Source organism: Citrobacter sp. Cpo100 (assembly GCF_030332595.1).
In the GTDB taxonomy this organism is placed as follows: Bacteria; Pseudomonadota; Gammaproteobacteria; order Enterobacterales; family Enterobacteriaceae; genus Citrobacter; species Citrobacter portucalensis.
Genome location: NZ_JAOWHM010000023.1, coordinates 171,186 through 190,349, shown reverse-complemented (window position 1 = coordinate 190,349; position 19,164 = coordinate 171,186). Strand labels below are relative to the sequence as shown.

Here is a 19,164-nt window from a genome sequence, read left to right as displayed (position 1 = left end):
ACGCCTTATCCGGCCTGTAGGTCGCACATTTTGTAGGCCGGATAAGGTGAAGCCGCCATCCGGCAAAGGTATCGTCAGTAACCTACAACCTTACGCAGAATGTCGATATACACCGGCATCAGCGGATGGCGTAGTAACGCCACCAGCGCGACCACGCCGATCCCGAGCGTTAACGGCGCCAGATACAGCAAACGGCTGCGGGGGAAATACGCCGTTAAGCGATCAACAGCCGCTTTGCCACTACGCCATAGCCGCCAGCAAAACCAGCCGCCCACCCAGAGCAACACCGCCGTCGCCAGCAGCAACCATTTAAAATCCCCGCTCTGCATATCAGAAGGGATATCAATTGCCGCTCCCGCCAGGATCCCCGGCAGGAAGTAGAACGGTGGCCACAGCACGCAGCCAATAATATTCGGGACGATAAATTTAGCGACAGGCAGATCCAGCATGCCTGCTACCATCGGCACCAGCGGGCGCGTCGGTCCGACAAAACGCCCCACCAGAATAGTAAACATGCTGTGTTGATGCAGGGCGTGCTCGGTTTTATCCAGCAGCGCCTTGTTCTTTTTCATGAATGACCAACGGTGCAGCGGCTTTTTAAAGCGCCAGCCCAACCAGAAGGAGATCCAGTCCCCCAACAGGCAGCCGACAATGCCCGCAAGCCAGGCATGCCAGAAGTTCAGTTCGCCGCTGCCAATCAGCGCGCCCAACCCCGCCATCATCACGGTCCCGGGCAGAATCAGACCAACCAGCGCCAGCGACTCCAAAAAAGCCACCAGAAGTACGGCGATCAGAGAGTACAGGGCGGACTGGAGAATAAAGTGTTCCAGCAATGCTTGCATAATGTGTCCGTCAAATTTACGAAGCAGGGATTTTGATAACCCCTCTCAACTTCGTCAAGCCATCAATTGTCTGAATAGATTGCGAGTTATGACAACTTTCAGGATACATCATTCACTTTTTATTCACATCCAGCGCGAAACTCGCTCGGACTGGCACCGGTACATTTTTTGAAAACACGAGAGAAATAGAGCTGGTCGTCAAAACCAACATTGCGACCTACGGTGGCGATAGGCATACGTGTGGTACTCAGCAGTAACTTCGCCTGGCTGATGCGCTGGTCCTCGCGCCAGCTTAATACGCTGATCCCCAACTGCTGACGGAACAGATGCGACAAACGGGAAGGCGACAGGCAGACGTGCTGCGCGACGCTGGCGATATCAAAATTGCTGTCCGCCAGGTGATCGCTGATGTACTGGCAGGCATCGCGGACGCGGTTGTCCATGGGCGGGTGTAGCGATTCATTGATGGCTTCCATACGTCGGAGCAACAACTGCTCCAGTAAATTAATCGCCAGCAGTTCGGAATAACGACCTTCTCCCTGCCCGGCGTTAATTATTTGCCCAAACAGCTCGTTAAAATGCGGCTGATGTGCTTCATCCGGGCGGAAAAAGCCGGTCTGCCCAAAAATGGCCGGCCAGGTCAGCCACTCCTGCCAGTAGGCGCGCGGACGAAAGTAAACCCACTGGTGATACCACTCGCTGGCATCAGGATGGCGCCCGTAGTGGTGAATTTCTCCAGGTGGAAACAACAGAATATCGCCAGGCCGGCAGACAAATTGCTTGCCCTGATTATTGATAACCCCTTCGCCACGGATGGTGAGATTGAGGATATAACCCTTCATACCCAGCGGCCTGTCGATAAAAAAATCCAGGTATCCGTTCGCCTCAATGGGGGTTAATCCGGCCACCAAATGCGCGTTAAACGAATAACCTGGCAACAGGGGATCGTTTTGCGTTTCAGCCATAATTTCAATACTCCCTACGTCCTGCCAAGAAACAATTTGTCCATATTACGCCAGACATCATCGCTGTCGCCCCTGCGGGCCGCTGTATTTGCGGCAATGGACCACCAACCCCGCTTGTGAAAAGCTCTTTGTAAAAAACATGTACTACGCCAACGTCAAAATCGGCTAACAAAAGTGTCTATAACTACGGCAGAAATGTCCACATTGATTATTTGCACAGCGTCACACTTTGTGATGCCACAGCATTTTAGTCCATAAGATTAGCGGATCCTGCCTGACGGTTTTTATCGCTACTCACTACTGTTTATCCATACCCGTATTTTTGGATGGAGTAAGACGATGGCGATTGCAATTGGCCTCGATTTTGGTAGTGATTCAGTACGCGCTTTGGCGGTGGAATGTGCCACCGGCGAAGAGATCGCCACCAGCGTTGAGTGGTACCCACGTTGGCAGGAAGGGCAGTATTGCGATGGCCCAAACAACCAGTTTCGCCATCATCCGCGCGACTACATTGAATCCATGGAAGCGGCGCTGAAAACCGTACTGGCCGAACTGAGCGCTGAGCAGTGCGCGGAAGTGGTCGGTATTGGCGTTGACAGTACCGGCTCAACCCCGGCACCCATCGATGCAGACGGTAATGTACTGGCGCTGCGTCCGGAGTTCGCGGAAAACCCGAATGCGATGTTTGTCCTGTGGAAAGATCACACCTCAGTAGAAGAAGCCGAAGAAATCACCCGCCTGTGCCATACACAGGGCAAGATCGATTACTCCCGCTATATCGGCGGCATTTATTCCAGCGAATGGTTCTGGGCCAAAATCCTGCATGTCACTCGTCAGGACCACGCAGTTGCCGAGGCTGCGGTTTCGTGGATTGAGCTATGCGACTGGGTTCCGGCCCTGCTCTCCAACACCGTACGCCCACAGGATATTCGTCGCGGTCGCTGCAGCGCCGGGCATAAATCTCTGTGGCATGAAAGCTGGGGTGGTCTGCCGCCAGCCAGTTTCTTTGACGAACTCGACCCCATCCTCAACCGCCATCTGCAATACCCAATGTTTACCGATACCTTCACCGCGGATCTGCCGGTTGGCACCCTGTGCGCCGAGTGGGCACAGCGTCTGGGGCTACCGGAGAGTGTGGTGATTGCAGGCGGCGCTTTTGACTGCCATATGGGCGCGGTCGGCGCAGGTGCACAGCCTAACACGCTGGTAAAAGTCATCGGCACGTCAACCTGCGACATTCTGATTGCCGACAAGCAAAGCGTTGGCGAGCGTGCGGTGAAAGGCATTTGCGGCCAGGTTGATGGCAGCGTGGTGCCTAATTTTATTGGCCTCGAAGCTGGTCAGTCTGCATTCGGCGATATCTATGCCTGGTTTAGCCGCGTGCTGAGCTGGCCGCTGGAACAGCTTGCCGCACAGCATCCGGAACTGCAGACCCAGATTAAAGCCAGTCAAAAACAGCTGCTGCCTGCACTCACCGAAGCATGGGCGAAAAATCCGTCGCTGGATCACCTGCCGGTCGTGCTCGACTGGTTCAACGGTCGCCGTACGCCCAATGCCAACCAGCGTTTGAAAGGGGTGATTACCGATCTGAACCTGGCAACCGACGCGCCAGCGCTGTTCGGTGGTCTGATTGCCGCCACTGCCTTTGGCGCGCGCGCCATTATGGAATGCTTCACCGAACAAGGCATTGCGGTTCACAACGTGATGGCGCTTGGCGGTATCGCGCGCAAGAACCCGGTCATCATGCAGGCCTGCTGTGACGTGCTGAACCGTCCGCTACAAATTGTCGCTTCAGACCAGTGCTGCGCGCTCGGTGCGGCTATCTTCGCCGCCGTTGCCGCGAAAGTACACGCCGATATCCCTGCCGCTCAGCAGCAGATGGCAAGCGCCGTGGAAAACACGCTGCAACCTCGCCCAGAGCAGGCTCAACGTTTTGAACAGCTTTACCGCCGCTATCAGCAGTGGGCAGTAAGCGCTGAACAGCAATACCTTCCGACTGCCGCTCCGGCGCAACAAGCCCCGGTAGACCTGGCAACCCTGACACATTAAGGACACGACAATGACGATTTTTGATAACTATGAAGTGTGGTTTGTGATTGGTAGCCAGCATCTGTATGGCCCTGAAACCCTGCGTCAGGTAACCCAACATGCCGAGCATGTCGTTAACGCACTGAATACTGAAGCCAAACTGCCCTGCAAGCTGGTATTAAAACCGCTGGGCACTTCCCCTGATGAGATTACCGCTATCTGTCGTGACGCGAATTACGACGATCGCTGTGCAGGGATGGTGGTCTGGCTGCATACCTTCTCCCCGGCCAAAATGTGGATTAACGGTCTGACTATCCTCAACAAGCCGCTGATGCAGTTCCACACCCAGTTCAATGCCGCCCTGCCGTGGGACAGCATTGATATGGACTTTATGAACCTGAACCAGACTGCGCACGGCGGTCGTGAGTTCGGCTTCATCGGCGCGCGTATGCGTCAGCAGCATGCCGTGGTCACCGGTCACTGGCAGGATAAACAAGCGCACGAACGCATTGGCTCCTGGATGCGCCAGGCCGTGTCCAAACAAGATACCCGCCACCTGAAAGTCTGCCGTTTTGGCGACAACATGCGTGAAGTTGCGGTCACCGATGGCGATAAAGTCGCTGCGCAGATCAAGTTCGGCTTCTCGGTAAACACCTGGGCCGTGGGCGATCTGGTGCAGGTAGTGAACGCAATTAGCGACGGTGAAATCAACGCGCTAATCGATGAGTACGAAAGCACCTATACCATGACGGCGGCGACGCAAGTCCACGGTGAAAAACGTCAGAATGTCCTGGAAGCGGCCCGTATTGAACTGGGGATGAAGCGCTTCCTGGAACAGGGCGGATTCCACGCCTTCACCACCACATTTGAAGATTTACACGGCCTGAAACAGCTCCCTGGTCTGGCCGTACAGCGTCTGATGCAGCAAGGCTACGGTTTTGCGGGCGAAGGCGACTGGAAAACCGCCGCTCTGCTTCGCATCATGAAGGTGATGTCAACCGGTCTGCAGGGCGGCACCTCATTTATGGAGGATTACACCTACCACTTCGAGAAAGGCAACGATCTGGTGCTCGGCTCGCACATGCTGGAAGTGTGCCCGTCCATCGCGGTGGAAGAGAAACCGATCCTCGACGTACAGCACCTCGGCATTGGTGGTAAAGACGATCCTGCCCGTCTGATCTTCAACACCAAAACCGGCCCGGCAGTGGTTGCCAGCCTGATCGATCTCGGCGATCGCTATCGCCTGCTGGTTAACTGCATCGACACGGTACAAACGCCGCACTCCCTGCCAAAACTGCCTGTCGCTAACGCGCTATGGAAAGCTCAACCGGATCTGCCAACCGCTTCTGAAGCTTGGATCCTGGCCGGTGGCGCGCACCACACCGTGTTCAGCCACGCGCTGGATCTGAACGACATGCGTCAGTTCGCTGAAATGCACGATATCGAGATCGCGGTGATCGATAACGATACCCGCCTGCCGGCCTTTAAGGACGCGCTGCGCTGGAACGAAGTGTATTACGGCTTCAAACGTTAACAACTGCCGGATGACGGCGTAAACACCTTATCCGGCCTACAAGAATGTGCGATTTGTAGGCCGGATAAGCGTAGCGCCATCCGGCAAGATTCATCGGAGAGCATCATGTTAGAAGATCTCAAACGTCAGGTACTGGAAGCCAATCTGGCGTTGCCTAAGCACAATCTGGTCACCCTGACCTGGGGGAACGTCAGCGCCGTCGATCGCGAGCGCGGCGTGTTTGTGATTAAACCTTCGGGAGTCGATTACAGCGTAATGACCGCCGACGATATGGTGGTAGTCAGTATCGCCACGGGTGAAGTTGTAGAAGGTACGAAGAAACCTTCCTCAGATACCCCAACACACCGTTTGCTGTATCAGGCGTTCCCGACCATTGGCGGCATTGTTCACACCCATTCGCGCCATGCAACCATCTGGGCACAGGCGGGTCAGTCGATTCCGGCAACGGGGACCACCCATGCGGACTATTTCTACGGTTCGATTCCCTGCACACGCAAAATGACCGACGAAGAAATCAACGGCGAATATGAATGGGAAACCGGTAACGTAATCGTTGAAACCTTTGAAAAACAAGGTATTGACGCCGCACAGATGCCTGGCGTGCTGGTGCACTCTCACGGTCCATTTGCCTGGGGAAAAAATGCCGAAGATGCGGTGCATAACGCCATCGTGCTGGAAGAAGTCGCCTATATGGGGATTTTCTGCCGCCAGCTCGCGCCGCAATTACCGGATATGCAGCAAACCCTGCTAGATAAACACTACCTGCGCAAACACGGTGCAAAAGCGTATTACGGGCAGTAACCTCTTCTGAGCATGACAACTGTATAAAATCACAGCTAATCTATCAGAACCAGGCTATAATAATGCCTGGTTTTTTGACGGATACGCAGCGTGGCGCAAGCAGGTTTTATTTTAACCCGGCACTGGCGGGACACCCCGCAGGGAACTGAGGTCTCATTCTGGCTGGCTACAGACGATGGGCCGCTGCAGGTCACGCTCGCGCCTCAGGAGTCGGTCGCGTTTATTCCCACCAGTCAGGTTCCTCGCGTAATGTCATTATTACGCACTGAAAACGGCTATCGCCTGAAATCGCTGCAATTGAAAGACTTCCACCGCAATCCTGTTTCCGGCCTGTATTGCCGCTCACATCGCCAGCTCATGCGGTTGGAAAAACTGCTGCGCGAAAACGCAGTCACCGTCTATGAGGGCGATGTACGCCCACCTGAGCGGTATCTGATGGAGCGCTTTATCACCTCCCCTGTTTGGGTCGAAGGCGACAGACATAATGACATGCTGGTGAATGCCCGCCTGAAGCCGAACCCTGACTATCGACCACCGCTAAAATGGTTATCGCTGGATATTGAAACCACGCGCCACGGCGAACTCTATTGCATCGGCCTTGAAGGCTGCGGGCAGCGTATTGTCTATATGCTCGGCCCGGCAAACGGCGACGCCTCTACGCTTGATTTTGAACTTGAGTACGTTGCAAGCCGCCCGCAGTTGCTGGAAAAACTCAATGACTGGATTGCCCGTCACGATCCTGATGTGATAATCGGCTGGAACGTCGTGCAATTCGATTTACGCGTCCTGCAAAAGCACGCCGAACGTTACCGCATTCCCCTGCGTTTTGGTCGCGATAGCAGCGAGCTTGAGTGGCGCGAGCATGGCTTCAAGAACGGCGTATTCTTCGCTCAGGCTAAGGGGCGCCTGATTATCGACGGTATTGAGGCGCTAAAATCCGCGTTCTGGAATTTCTCGTCATTTTCACTGGAAACGGTATCGCAAGAGCTGCTTGGCGAAGGGAAGTCGATTGATAATCCGTGGGACAGAATGGACGAAATCGACCGTCGATTTGCCCAGGATAAGCCCGCGCTTGCCACCTACAATCTCAAAGACTGTGAGTTGGTCACGCGCATTTTTCACAAAACCGAGATCATGCCATTTCTGCTGGAACGATCGACGGTCAACGGTCTGCCGGTCGACCGGCACGGTGGTTCAGTTGCCGCCTTCGGACATCTCTACCTGCCACGAATGCACCGGGCGGGTTATGTGGCGCCGAATCTGGGTGAAGTCCCCGCGCACGCCAGTCCCGGCGGCTATGTGATGGACTCGCGCCCGGGATTGTACGACTCCGTACTGGTGCTGGATTACAAAAGCCTGTATCCCTCAATAATTCGTACTTTTTTAATCGATCCGGTGGGGCTTATCGAAGGGATGGCGCAGCCGGATCCGGAACACAGCACCGAAGGTTTCCTTGACGCCTGGTTTTCACGCGAAAAGCACTGCCTGCCTGAAATCGTTACACAGATCTGGCACGGGCGCGAAGAAGCAAAACGCCGCGGCAATAAGCCACTCTCGCAGGCGTTGAAAATCATCATGAACGCATTTTACGGCGTGCTGGGCACCACCGCCTGTCGCTTTTTCGACCCGAGACTGGCCTCGTCCATTACCATGCGCGGCCATGCGATCATGCGCCAGACCAAAGCGTTAATTGAGGCTCAGGGTTACGATGTCATTTATGGCGATACCGATTCCACCTTTGTCTGGCTGAAAAAGGCGCACTCAGAAGACGATGCAGCCCGAATTGGTCGGGAACTGGTGAGCTATGTCAACACCTGGTGGGCGCAATCGCTGAAGCAACAAAATCTGACCAGCGCGCTGGAGCTGGAATTTGAAACCCATTTTTGTCGCTTTCTGATGCCGACCATTCGCGGTGCAGATACCGGCAGTAAAAAACGCTATGCGGGGATGATTCAGGACGGTGCTGAGCAACGTATGGTGTTTAAGGGACTGGAAACGGTACGAACCGACTGGACGCCGCTGGCCCAACAGTTTCAGCAGGAGCTATACCTGCGAATTTTTCGTAACGAACCTTATCAGGAGTTTGTTCGCGAGACTATTGCCCGTCTGATGGCCGGTGAAATGGATGAACAACTGGTGTACCGCAAGCGCCTGCGCCGCCCGTTAAGCGAATACCAGCGAAATGTTCCACCACACGTTCGTGCCGCGCGACTTGCCGATGAGCAGAATGTAAAACTGGGGCGTCCACCGCAGTATCAGAATCGCGGAACCATAAAATATGTCTGGACGGTCAATGGCCCAGAACCTGTTGATTATCAGCTATCTGTGCTCGACTACGAGCATTATCTGACCCGCCAGATCCAACCCGTTGCCGAGGGAATTCTTCCCTTTATTGACGATAATTTTGCTACACTACTCACAGGACAACTGGGGTTATTTTGACGCGTGACGAAACCGCCGCCATCCAGTACCATAGCGCCCTTTCCATTCCTGGACCCATTTAACACCACTACCACTGATTTATTAGCCTGGTAGCGGGGTCGTATGCTCTCAATAACGGGGATTAGCCCGGAAAATGACGAGTATTGCCTGCAATTAAAGATATAGAGCCGAACATATATGCCTTTTACACTTGGTCAACGCTGGATCAGCGATACAGAAAGCGAATTGGGACTTGGTACTGTTGTCGCCATGGATGCGCGAACCGTCACTTTACTTTTCTCATCGACGGGCGAAAACCGTCTGTATGCGCGCAGTGATTCCCCCGTGACCCGCGTGATGTTCAATCCTGGCGATACGATAACAAGCCATGAAGGCTGGCAACTGCATGTCGATGAAGTAAAAGAAGAAAACGGCCTGCTTGCCTATATCGGAACCCGCCTGGATACCGAAGAAACCGGTGTCATGCTGCGTGAAGTACTGCTCGACAGCAAACTGGTATTCAGCAAACCGCAAGATCGCCTGTTTGCCGGCCAGATTGACCGCATGGATCGCTTTGCTCTGCGCTATCGCGCCCGTAAATTTCAGAGCGAACAATACCGTATGCCGTGGAGTGGGTTGCGTGGTCAACGTACCAGCCTGATTCCTCACCAACTGAACATTGCCCATGATGTTGGCCGTCGTCATGCCCCTCGCGTTTTACTGGCAGATGAAGTGGGTTTAGGTAAAACCATTGAAGCCGGGATGATCCTGCATCAACAACTGCTGTCCGGCGCCGCAGAGCGCGTGCTGATCATCGTCCCGGAGACATTACAGCACCAGTGGCTGGTCGAAATGCTGCGCCGCTTCAACCTGCGTTTTGCACTGTTTGATGATGAGCGTTATGCAGAAGCGCAGCACGACGCCTACAACCCGTTTGAAACCGAACAACTGGTCATCTGCTCGCTGGACTTTGCCCGTCGTAATAAACAACGTCTGGAGCACCTGTGTGACGCCGAGTGGGATCTGCTGATTGTCGATGAAGCCCATCACCTTGTGTGGAGCGAAGACGCGCCCAGCCGCGAATATATGGCCATTGAACAGCTGGCAGAACGTGTGCCGGGCATCCTGCTGCTAACCGCTACACCGGAGCAGCTGGGCATGGAAAGTCACTTTGCACGCCTGCGCCTGCTGGACCCGAGCCGTTTCCATGATTTCGCCCAGTTTGTTGAAGAGCAAAAAAATTATCGTCCGGTCGCCGACGCCGTCGCCATGCTGCTGGCTGGTAACAAGCTGAGTAACAATGAGCTGAACATGTTAGGCGACATGATTGGCGAGCAGGACATTGAGCCGCTATTGCAGGCGGCAAACAGCGACAGCGAAGACGCCCAGAGCGCGCGTCAGGAGCTGGTTTCGATGCTGATGGACCGCCATGGCACCAGCCGTGTGCTGTTCCGTAACACCCGTAACGGTGTGAAAGGCTTCCCGAAACGCGAGCTGCATACCATCAAGCTGCCGCTGCCGACCCAATACCAGACGGCGATTAAAGTCTCCGGCATTATGGGCGCGCGTAAAAGTGCAGAAGACCGGGCACGCGACATGCTTTACCCGGAACAGATTTATCAGGAATTCGAAGGTGACACCGGCACCTGGTGGAACTTTGACCCGCGCGTGGAATGGCTGATGGGCTACCTGACCAGCCACCGCTCGCAAAAAGTATTAGTTATCTGTGCAAAAGCCACCACCGCGCTTCAGCTGGAGCAGGTTCTGCGCGAGCGCGAAGGTATCCGCGCTGCCGTATTCCATGAAGGGATGTCGATCATTGAGCGTGACCGCGCCGCAGCATGGTTTAGCGAAGAAGATAGCGGCGCCCAGGTAATGCTGTGTTCTGAAATCGGCTCCGAAGGGCGTAACTTCCAGTTCGCCAGCAATCTGGTGATGTTTGACCTGCCGTTCAACCCGGATCTGCTGGAACAGCGTATTGGCCGTCTGGACCGTATTGGTCAGGCGCATGATATTCAGATTCACGTTCCGTACCTGGAAAAAACCGCGCAATCTGTGCTGGTGCGCTGGTACCACGAAGGTCTGGATGCGTTCGAACACACCTGTCCGACCGGCCGTACTATCTATGACACGGTCTATAACAATCTGATCGGCTACCTGGCTGAACCAGAAAATACCGAGGGCTTTGACGATCTGATCAAAACCTGCCGCGAACAGCATGACGCGCTGAAAGCACAGCTAGAGCAAGGTCGCGATCGCCTGCTGGAGATCCACTCTAACGGCGGCGAAAAAGCACTGGCGCTGGCTGAGAGTATTGAAGAACAGGACGACGATACCAGCCTGATCGCCTTCGCCATGAACCTGTTTGATATCGTCGGTATTAATCAGGATGACCGTGGCGACAATTTAATCGTGCTGACGCCGTCCGATCATATGCTGGTGCCGGATTTTCCTGGGCTGCCGGAAGATGGCTGCACCATTACGTTCGAGCGCGATGTCGCCCTGTCGCGTGAAGATGCACAATTTATTACCTGGGAGCATCCGCTGATCCGCAATGGTCTGGATCTGATCCTCTCCGGCGACACCGGAAGCAGCACTATTTCGTTGTTGAAAAACAAAGCATTACCTGTTGGTACACTGCTGGTTGAGCTGGTCTATGTTGTTGAAGCGCAAGCGCCGAAACAACTGCAGCTAAACCGCTTCCTGCCACCAACGCCGGTACGCATGCTGCTGGATAAAAACGGCAATAACCTTGCTGCACAGGTTGAGTTCGAAACCTTTAACCGTCAGCTCAGCGCCGTTAACCGCCACACCGGCAGCAAACTGGTCAACGCCGTGCAGCAGGATGTTCATGCCATTCTGCAACTCGGTGAAGCGCAGGTGGAAAAATCAGCCCGCGCGCTGATCGACGCAGCGCGTAAAGAAGCTGACGAGAAGCTGACGGCAGAACTTTCCCGTCTCGAAGCGCTGCGTGCCGTTAACCCGAACATCCGTGATGACGAACTTAGCGCAATTGAAAGCAACCGTCAGCAGGTGATGGAAAGCCTGGATCAGGCGGGCTGGCGTCTCGATGCCCTGCGCTTGATCGTCGTGACGCATCAGTAACGGAGCCATACATGGGGATGGAAAACTACAATCCGCCGCAGGAGCCCTGGCTGGTCATCCTGTATCAGGATGACCACATTATGGTGGTCAACAAGCCGAGCGGCTTGTTGTCTGTGCCAGGTCGTCTGGATGAGCACAAAGACAGCGTGATGACGCGTATTCAGCGCGATTATCCGCAGGCTGAATCCGTGCATCGTCTGGATATGGCAACCAGCGGCGTGATTGTAGTCGCGCTAACCAAAGCGGCAGAGCGCGAGCTAAAACGCCAGTTTCGCGAGCGCGAACCGAAAAAACAGTATGTCGCACGCGTCTGGGGGCATCCTGCTCCGGCCGAGGGTCTGGTTGATTTACCACTGATTTGCGACTGGCCGAACAGGCCAAAGCAAAAAGTGTGTTATGAGACCGGGAAATCGGCGCAGACCGAGTATGAAGTTGTGGAGTTCGCGGCGGATAACACCGCCCGGGTAGTGCTCAAGCCCATTACCGGACGCTCCCACCAGCTGCGTGTGCATATGCTGGCTTTAGGGCATCCTATCCTGGGCGACCGCTTCTATGCTCCGCCGGAAGCTCTGGCGTTAGCGCCACGCCTGTTGCTGCATGCAGAGATGTTAACCATCACGCATCCCGAATACGGCAACAGTATGACGTTTAAAGTCCCGGCGGATTTTTAAATTCTGAGCCAATTTATGCCGGGGGCGCTTCGCTTGCCCGGCCTACATTCATTAACGTAGGCCGGATAAGGCGCTAGCTGCATCCGGCAATTCAATCACTTGAATCCTTTTTGATCCTTAATCAGCTCGTAAGCTTTTTGGATTTCCTGCGCTTTTTGCTTCGCCATTTCCATCATCTCTGGCGGCAGACCTTTCGCAACCAGTTTGTCCGGATGGTGCTCGCTCATCAGCTTACGGTAAGCCCGCTTGATGGTGGTCGCATCGTCGGTCGTTTTCACACCCAGCACATTACAGGCGTCTTCCAGCGTCGGGCCGCGTTGCGCCTGCTGCCAGCCACCGCCGCCAGACTGCTGCTGATATCCGCCGCCAAACTGTGCGCCGCCCTGCATCATGCGCAGGAACTGATCAAATTGGGTGCGTGAGATCCCCAACTCTTCAGCAATCACATAAAGCACTTCACGTTCGTTAGGATGCAACGACCCATCGGCAAATGCCGCCTGGATCTGAATCTCCAGAAACATGCGGATCAGATCGAATCGCCCAAAACAGACGCTGCGAAACTGACGCATCTTTTCACGTAATGGGTAATTATCCGATTTTCCTACCCGGAAGGCATGTTGTGCAGCCGTTCGCGAGTCACCGTGCAAATTCATCCGATCCATCAACTGGCTGGCGATATGTATATCAGCTTCCGTGACGCGACCTTTGGATTTGGTCAGATGTCCCATCACCTCAAAAGTGGTGGCAAAAAACAGCGCCTGGCGTTCACGTTGGTTGGCAAACCACGCCATTTTGCGCATGCGGGCTTTGTCGAACATGTGGCCAACTAACAGCCCCAGAACCACACCCCAGAAGCCGCCGCCCATCATTAAGGCCACGGCTACACCAATTATCTTTCCCCAATACTGCATAGACTCCCCAAATCTTTCCGCTCTCAGCCAGGCTATGTCCCACAATATAAGGTGCTTTTACCGATTTACGGCTGCGGTCAATTGTGGGACATCGCCTATAATTTGCATTATCATACCTGTCATTCAATGCCGTGCCTAACACCACAAACGCTATACCCGTTGGATTTCGAGTTGCAGCAAGGCGGCAACGTAGTGAGTCCCCTGGAGCTTACCCATATAAGTGACTGGGGTGAACGAGGAAGACAACGAAGATGCAGCTTGAAAGGTGGCGGGTATAAAATGGGCAGGATTAATACTAGCGAAGTGAAGATGAGATAAGTTAGGCTGTGACCGTTTGTCACGCGCGACGCTACTGATGATGGAACAATAAATACAACGTATGAAAAAACGTATTCCCACTCTTCTGGCCACCATGATTGCCAGCGCCCTCTATAGCCATCAGGGCCTGGCAGCCGATCTCGCCTCACAGTGTATGCTGGGCGTACCGAGCTATGACCGTCCTCTGGTACAGGGCGAGACTAATGAGTTACCCGTCACCATCAATGCCGACAACGCAAAAGGGAATTATCCCGATGACGCGGTGTTTACCGGCAACGTGGATATCGCACAGGGTAACAGCCGCCTGCAGGCCGACGAAGTACAGCTTCATCAGAAGCAGGCTGAAGGCCAGCCGGAGCCAGTACGTACCGTCGATGCGTTGGGCAATGTCCATTATGACGACAATCAGGTTATTCTGAAGGGGCCAAAGGGTTGGTCCAATCTGAATACCAAAGATACCAACATCTGGGAAGGTGATTACCAGATGGTGGGCCGTCAGGGGCGCGGGAAAGCCGACCTGATGAAACAGCGTGGGGAAAACCGTTATACCATTCTGGAAAACGGTAGCTTTACCTCCTGTCTGCCAGGTTCCGATACCTGGAGCGTCGTCGGTAGCGAAGTTATCCACGACCGTGAAGAACAGGTCGCGGAGATCTGGAACGCCCGTTTTAAACTGGGTCCGGTTCCGGTCTTTTATAGTCCTTATTTACAGTTACCCGTCGGCGATAAACGCCGTTCCGGTTTCCTGATCCCGAACGCAAAATATTCCACCAATAACTATTTTGAGTTCTACCTCCCGTATTACTGGAACATTGCGCCCAATATGGACGCCACCATCACGCCACATTATATGCACCGTCGTGGCGGGATCATGTGGGAGAACGAATTCCGCTACCTCACCCAGGCGGGTGCGGGCTTGATGGAGTTCGACTATCTGAATTCCGATAAAGTGTACGAGGACGAACATCCGAAGGATGACAATTCACGTCGCTGGCTGTTCTACTGGCAGCACGCCGGTGTACTGGACCAGGTGTGGCGTTTCAACGTCGACTACACCAAGGTCAGCGACACCAGCTACTTTAACGATTTCGATAATAAATACGGTTCCAGTACCGACGGCTACGCCACGCAGAAATTCAGCGTCGGCTACGCGGTACAAAACTTTGACGCTACGGTATCGACCAAGCAGTTCCAGGTCTTCGACGCACAAAACAGTAATAGCTACTCTGCGCAGCCGCAGTTAGACGTCAACTACTACCAAAACGACGTTGGTCCGTTTGATACCCGTATTTATGGCCAGGCGGTCCATTTCGTCAATACCAATGACAACATGCCGGAAGCAACGCGTGTTCACCTGGAACCGACGATCAATCTGCCGTTGTCGAATAACTGGGGTAGTATCAATACCGAAGCGAAGCTGCTGGCGACACACTATCAGCAGACCAATCTGGATTGGTACAACAACAACCCGAGTAACGTTAACAAGCTCGACGAGTCAGCCAACCGCGTCATGCCGCAGTTTAAAGTTGACGGCAAAATGGTATTCGAGCGCGACATGCAAATGCTGGCACCGGGCTATACCCAGACGCTGGAGCCGCGCGCGCAGTACCTGTACGTACCGTATCGCGACCAAAGTCATATCTATAACTATGACTCATCCTTGCTGCAATCTGACTACAGCGGCCTGTTCCGTGACCGTACTTATGGCGGTCTGGACCGTATTGCTTCTGCCAACCAGGTGACGACCGGGGTCACATCTCGCGTTTATGATGACGCTGCCGTTGAACGTTTTAATATTTCTGTGGGTCAAATCTACTATTTCACCGAGTCTCGCACCGGCGATGACAACATTAAATGGGAGAATGACGACAAAACGGGTTCACTGGTATGGGCGGGCGACACCTACTGGCGTATCTCCGATCGCTGGGGTTTACGCAGTGGGATCCAGTACGACACGCGTCTGGATAGCATCGCAACCAGCAATAGCAGTATCGAATACCGTCGCGATGAAAACCGGATGCTGCAGTTGAATTACCGTTACGCCAGCCCGGAATATATCCAGGCTACTCTACCGTCTTACTACTCTACGGCAGATCAGTATAAAAACGGGATTTCGCAGGTGGGCGCGGTGGCAAGCTTCCCAATTGCTGAGCGTTGGTCGATTGTTGGCGCTTACTACTTCGATACCAACGTGAACAAAGAAGCAGATTCAATGCTGGGCTTACAGTACAACTCCTGCTGTTACGCCATTCGCTTCGGCTACGAGCGTAAGCTGAACGGTTGGGATAATACCCAGCAACACGCGATTTATGACAACACGATCGGCTTTAATATCGAACTGCGCGGTCTGAGCTCCAACTACGGTCTCGGCACCAACCAAATGCTGCGTTCGAACATTTTGCCGTATCAAAGCTCTTTATGATCTGATTGATTTACAACGTAATCCGCATTGCGGTTAATTGAAATGGAAAAAGTATGAAGAACTGGAAAACGCTGCTTCTCGGTATCGCCATGATCGCGAATACCAGTTTCGCTGCCCCACTGGTAGTCGATAAAGTTGCAGCCGTCGTCAATAACGGCGTCGTTCTGGAAAGCGACGTCGATGGCTTAATGCAGTCAGTAAAACTGAATGCAGGTCAGGCAGGTCAGCAATTACCGGATGACGCTACGCTGCGTCATCAGATCCTGGAACGTTTGATCATGGATCAAATCCTCCTGCAAATGGGTCAGAAGATGGGGGTGAAAATCTCTGACGAGCAGTTGGATCAGGCTATTGCCAACATCGCCAAGCAGAACAACATGACGCTGGATCAGATGCGCAGCCGTCTGGCACAGGATGGCTTAAGCTATTCAACCTATCGTAGCCAGATCCGCAAAGAGATGACCATCTCCGAAGTGCGTAACAACGAAGTTCGCCGTCGCGTCACTATCCTGCCTCAGGAAGTGGATGCCCTGGCGCAGCAGGTAGGAAACCAAAACGATGCCAGCACCGAGCTGAACCTGAGCCACATTCTGATCCCATTACCAGAAAACCCAACGTCCGACCAGGTTAACGCGGCTGAAAGCCAGGCGCGCTCGGTTGTTGATGAAGCGCGTAACGGTAGTGATTTCGGCAAACTGGCTATTACTTATTCTGCTGACCAGCAGGCGCTGAAAGGCGGTCAGATGGGTTGGGGACGTATTCAGGAGCTGCCGGGTATCTTTGCCCAGGCGTTAAGCACTGCGAAAAAAGGCGATATCATTGGCCCAATTCGTTCCGGTGTCGGCTTCCACATCCTGAAAGTCAACGATATGCGTGGCCAAAGCCAGAGCATCTCCGTGACTGAAGTTCATGCTCGCCACATTCTGCTTAAGCCGTCGCCGATCATGACCGATCAGCAGGCACGTCTGAAGCTGGAACAAATCGCGGCAGATATTAAGAGCGGTAAAACTACCTTCGCGGCAGCCGCTAAAGAGTTTTCTCAGGATCCAGGCTCTGCCAACCAGGGCGGCGATCTGGGCTGGGCTGCAGCGGATATTTTCGACCCTGCTTTCCGCGATGCGCTGACCAAACTTAACAAAGGCCAGATGAGCGCCCCGGTGCACTCCTCTTTCGGTTGGCATCTGATCGAACTGCTGGATACGCGTAACGTTGATAAAACTGACGCAGCGCAGAAAGACAGAGCTTACCGTATGCTGATGAACCGTAAATTCTCGGAAGAAGCAGCAACCTGGATGCAGGAACAGCGCGCCAGCGCTTACGTTAAAGTTCTGAGCAACTAATGACTCGTGCTCAACGCGTTGTTATCACTCCCGGCGAACCCGCCGGGATTGGCCCGGACCTGGTGGTTCAGCTCGCCCAGCGCGATTGGCCTGTAGAACTTGTTGTCTGTGCGGATGCAGCACTCCTCAATGACCGGGCAGCGATGCTCGGTTTACCGCTTTCACTCCTCCCCTACTCTCCAGATACCCCAGCCAAACCGCAATCAGCAGGCACATTGACGCTGTTACCGATTGCGCTGCGGGCACCTGTTGTCGCGGGTCAGTTGGCGGTAAAAAACGGGCAATATGTGGTGGATACGCTGGCTCGCGCCTGCGATGGCTGTCTGCAAGGTGAGTTTGCGGCGCTGATCACCGGCCCGGTTCACAAGGGCGTTATCAATGACGCTGGCGTCCCGTTTACCGGACATACCGAGTTTTTTGAAGAGCGCTCACAGGCAAAGAAAGTTGTTATGATGCTGGCGACCGAAGAGCTGCGCGTTGCCCTGGCAACCACGCATTTGCCGCTCAGAGCCGTTGCCGACGCCATTACGCCCGCCCTGCTTCAGGAAGTGATCGGCATTTTGCATCATGATTTACGCACCAAGTTCGGCATTGCCGATCCGCATATTCTGGTGTGCGGTCTTAACCCGCATGCTGGTGAAGGCGGTCATATGGGAACGGAAGAGATAGATACCATCATTCCGGTACTCGATGAACTGCGTGCGCAGGGAATGAAATTAAACGGTCCGCTGCCCGCAGATACGCTGTTTCAGCCCAAATATCTCGACCACGCGGATGCCGTGCTGGCAATGTACCACGATCAGGGTCTCCCCGTGCTAAAATACCAGGGATTTGGTCGCGGTGTGAATATCACGCTGGGCCTGCCCTTTATTCGCACATCCGTCGATCACGGCACCGCACTTGAACTCGCGGGCCGTGGACAAGCAGATGTCGGCAGTTTTATTACGGCGCTTAATCTCGCCATCAAAATGATTGTTAATACCAATGAATAATCGAGTCCATCAGGGCCATTTAGCCCGTAAACGTTTCGGGCAGAACTTCCTCAACGATCAGTTTGTGATCGAAAGTATTGTCTCTGCTATCAACCCGCAGAAAGGTCAGGCTATGGTCGAAATCGGCCCGGGCCTGGCGGCATTGACCGAACCAGTAGGCGAACGTCTGGACAAGCTCACGGTCATTGAACTCGACCGCGATCTGGCAGCACGCCTACAGACACACCCGTTTTTAGGGCCTAAGCTGACGATTTATCAGCAAGATGCCATGACCATGAACTTCGGCGAACTGGCACAAACGATGGGGCAGCCGCTGCGCGTATTCGGCAACCTGCCGTACAACATCTCCACGCCGCTCATGTTCCATCTTTTTTCCTATACTGATGCCATTGCCGACATGCATTTCATGTTGCAAAAAGAGGTGGTGAATCGTCTGGTTGCAGGGCCAAACAGTAAAGCGTATGGTCGATTAAGCGTCATGGCGCAGTATTACTGCAATGTGATCCCGGTACTTGAAGTACCGCCTTCCGCATTTACGCCAGCGCCTAAAGTTGATTCAGCCGTTGTGCGTCTGGTGCCTCATACGACGATGCCGTACCCGGTTAAAGATGTTCGTGTGCTGAGCCGTATTACCACCGAAGCGTTTAATCAGCGCCGTAAAACGGTACGTAACAGTCTCGGCAACCTGTTTAGCGTTGAAGTACTGACAGAGCTGGGCATTGATCCGGCGATGCGAGCGGAAAATATCTCTGTCGCGCAATACTGCCGGATGGCTAACTATCTGTCAGAAAACGCGCCATCGAAGGAGAGTTAA

Annotated in this window: 13 protein-coding genes; 10 read left to right on the top strand and 3 right to left on the bottom strand. The window is 54.0% G+C overall.

Annotated features, from left to right (window positions below):
* Nucleotides 1-74 precede the first annotated feature (74 nt).
* Complete coding sequence (locus tag OGX96_RS02050) at nt 75-842, bottom strand: DedA family protein (RefSeq protein WP_003829584.1); 768 nt, start codon at nt 840-842, stop codon at nt 75-77.
* A gap of 119 nt (nt 843-961) precedes the next feature.
* On the bottom strand, nt 962-1,807 hold the full coding sequence (gene araC / locus OGX96_RS02045; protein ID WP_003829586.1) for an arabinose operon transcriptional regulator AraC: 846 nt from the start codon (nt 1,805-1,807) through the stop codon (nt 962-964).
* A 339-nt stretch (nt 1,808-2,146) separates the two neighbouring features.
* Between araC and araB the strand changes: the two genes are divergently transcribed.
* The 6 genes from araB to rluA all read left to right on the top strand — a co-directional run bounded on the left by araB (nt 2,147) and on the right by rluA (nt 12,367).
* The gene (gene araB / locus OGX96_RS02040; protein WP_198802704.1) at nt 2,147-3,856 is read left to right on the top strand and encodes a ribulokinase; all 1,710 of its coding nucleotides are present in this window, start codon (nt 2,147-2,149) and stop codon (nt 3,854-3,856) included.
* A gap of 10 nt (nt 3,857-3,866) precedes the next feature.
* A complete protein-coding gene (gene araA, locus OGX96_RS02035) occupies nt 3,867-5,369 on the top strand; it encodes an L-arabinose isomerase (protein ID WP_003829590.1) in 1,503 nt (500 codons plus the stop codon).
* Nucleotides 5,370-5,474: 105 nt separating this feature from the next.
* A complete protein-coding gene (gene araD, locus OGX96_RS02030; protein WP_048214955.1) occupies nt 5,475-6,170 on the top strand; it encodes an L-ribulose-5-phosphate 4-epimerase in 696 nt (231 codons plus the stop codon).
* 90 nt (nt 6,171-6,260) lie between these two features.
* Nucleotides 6,261-8,612 carry a DNA polymerase II gene (polB, locus tag OGX96_RS02025; protein WP_198802702.1) on the top strand — a complete coding sequence of 784 codons (2,352 nt, stop codon included), beginning with the start codon at nt 6,261-6,263 and terminating at the stop codon, nt 8,610-8,612.
* Between the two features lie 177 nt (nt 8,613-8,789).
* Nucleotides 8,790-11,696: an RNA polymerase-associated protein RapA gene (rapA, locus tag OGX96_RS02020; protein WP_048236149.1), complete on the top strand. Its 2,907-nt coding sequence runs from the start codon at nt 8,790-8,792 to the stop codon at nt 11,694-11,696.
* Nucleotides 11,697-11,707: 11 nt separating this feature from the next.
* The gene (gene rluA / locus OGX96_RS02015) at nt 11,708-12,367 is read left to right on the top strand and encodes a bifunctional tRNA pseudouridine(32) synthase/23S rRNA pseudouridine(746) synthase RluA (protein ID WP_008786174.1); all 660 of its coding nucleotides are present in this window, start codon (nt 11,708-11,710) and stop codon (nt 12,365-12,367) included.
* Nucleotides 12,368-12,462: 95 nt separating this feature from the next.
* On the opposite strand, the gene djlA is transcribed toward rluA, so the two are convergent.
* Nucleotides 12,463-13,278: a co-chaperone DjlA gene (gene djlA / locus OGX96_RS02010; protein ID WP_008786173.1), complete on the bottom strand. Its 816-nt coding sequence runs from the start codon at nt 13,276-13,278 to the stop codon at nt 12,463-12,465.
* Nucleotides 13,279-13,657: 379 nt separating this feature from the next.
* Between djlA and lptD the strand changes: the two genes are divergently transcribed.
* Genes lptD through rsmA form a run of 4 tightly spaced genes read left to right on the top strand, consistent with a single transcriptional unit; the run spans nt 13,658 to nt 19,164 of the window.
* The gene (gene lptD / locus OGX96_RS02005; protein ID WP_079934396.1) at nt 13,658-16,018 is read left to right on the top strand and encodes an LPS assembly protein LptD; all 2,361 of its coding nucleotides are present in this window, start codon (nt 13,658-13,660) and stop codon (nt 16,016-16,018) included.
* A 53-nt stretch (nt 16,019-16,071) separates the two neighbouring features.
* Nucleotides 16,072-17,358: a peptidylprolyl isomerase SurA gene (gene surA / locus OGX96_RS02000; protein WP_198802700.1), complete on the top strand. Its 1,287-nt coding sequence runs from the start codon at nt 16,072-16,074 to the stop codon at nt 17,356-17,358.
* Nucleotides 17,358-18,350 carry a 4-hydroxythreonine-4-phosphate dehydrogenase PdxA gene (pdxA, locus tag OGX96_RS01995; protein WP_167820425.1) on the top strand — a complete coding sequence of 331 codons (993 nt, stop codon included), beginning with the start codon at nt 17,358-17,360 and terminating at the stop codon, nt 18,348-18,350. The genes surA and pdxA overlap by 1 nt, the downstream gene beginning before the upstream one ends.
* Entirely contained in the window at nt 18,343-19,164 is an 822-nt protein-coding gene (rsmA, locus tag OGX96_RS01990; RefSeq protein ID WP_003829609.1) for a 16S rRNA (adenine(1518)-N(6)/adenine(1519)-N(6))-dimethyltransferase RsmA, read from the top strand. The genes pdxA and rsmA overlap by 8 nt, the downstream gene beginning before the upstream one ends.

Coding starts and splice junctions, on each gene's coding strand:
- OGX96_RS02050 (WP_003829584.1), bottom strand. CDS start 842: ATGCAAGCATTGCTGGAACACTTTATTCTCCAGTCCGCCCTGTACTCT.
- araC (WP_003829586.1), bottom strand. CDS start 1,807: ATGGCTGAAACGCAAAACGATCCCCTGTTGCCAGGTTATTCGTTTAAC.
- araB (WP_198802704.1), top strand. CDS start 2,147: ATGGCGATTGCAATTGGCCTCGATTTTGGTAGTGATTCAGTACGCGCT.
- araA (WP_003829590.1), top strand. CDS start 3,867: ATGACGATTTTTGATAACTATGAAGTGTGGTTTGTGATTGGTAGCCAG.
- araD (WP_048214955.1), top strand. CDS start 5,475: ATGTTAGAAGATCTCAAACGTCAGGTACTGGAAGCCAATCTGGCGTTG.
- rapA (WP_048236149.1), top strand. CDS start 8,790: ATGCCTTTTACACTTGGTCAACGCTGGATCAGCGATACAGAAAGCGAA.
- rluA (WP_008786174.1), top strand. CDS start 11,708: ATGGGGATGGAAAACTACAATCCGCCGCAGGAGCCCTGGCTGGTCATC.
- djlA (WP_008786173.1), bottom strand. CDS start 13,278: ATGCAGTATTGGGGAAAGATAATTGGTGTAGCCGTGGCCTTAATGATG.
- lptD (WP_079934396.1), top strand. CDS start 13,658: ATGAAAAAACGTATTCCCACTCTTCTGGCCACCATGATTGCCAGCGCC.
- surA (WP_198802700.1), top strand. CDS start 16,072: ATGAAGAACTGGAAAACGCTGCTTCTCGGTATCGCCATGATCGCGAAT.
- pdxA (WP_167820425.1), top strand. CDS start 17,358: ATGACTCGTGCTCAACGCGTTGTTATCACTCCCGGCGAACCCGCCGGG.
- rsmA (WP_003829609.1), top strand. CDS start 18,343: ATGAATAATCGAGTCCATCAGGGCCATTTAGCCCGTAAACGTTTCGGG.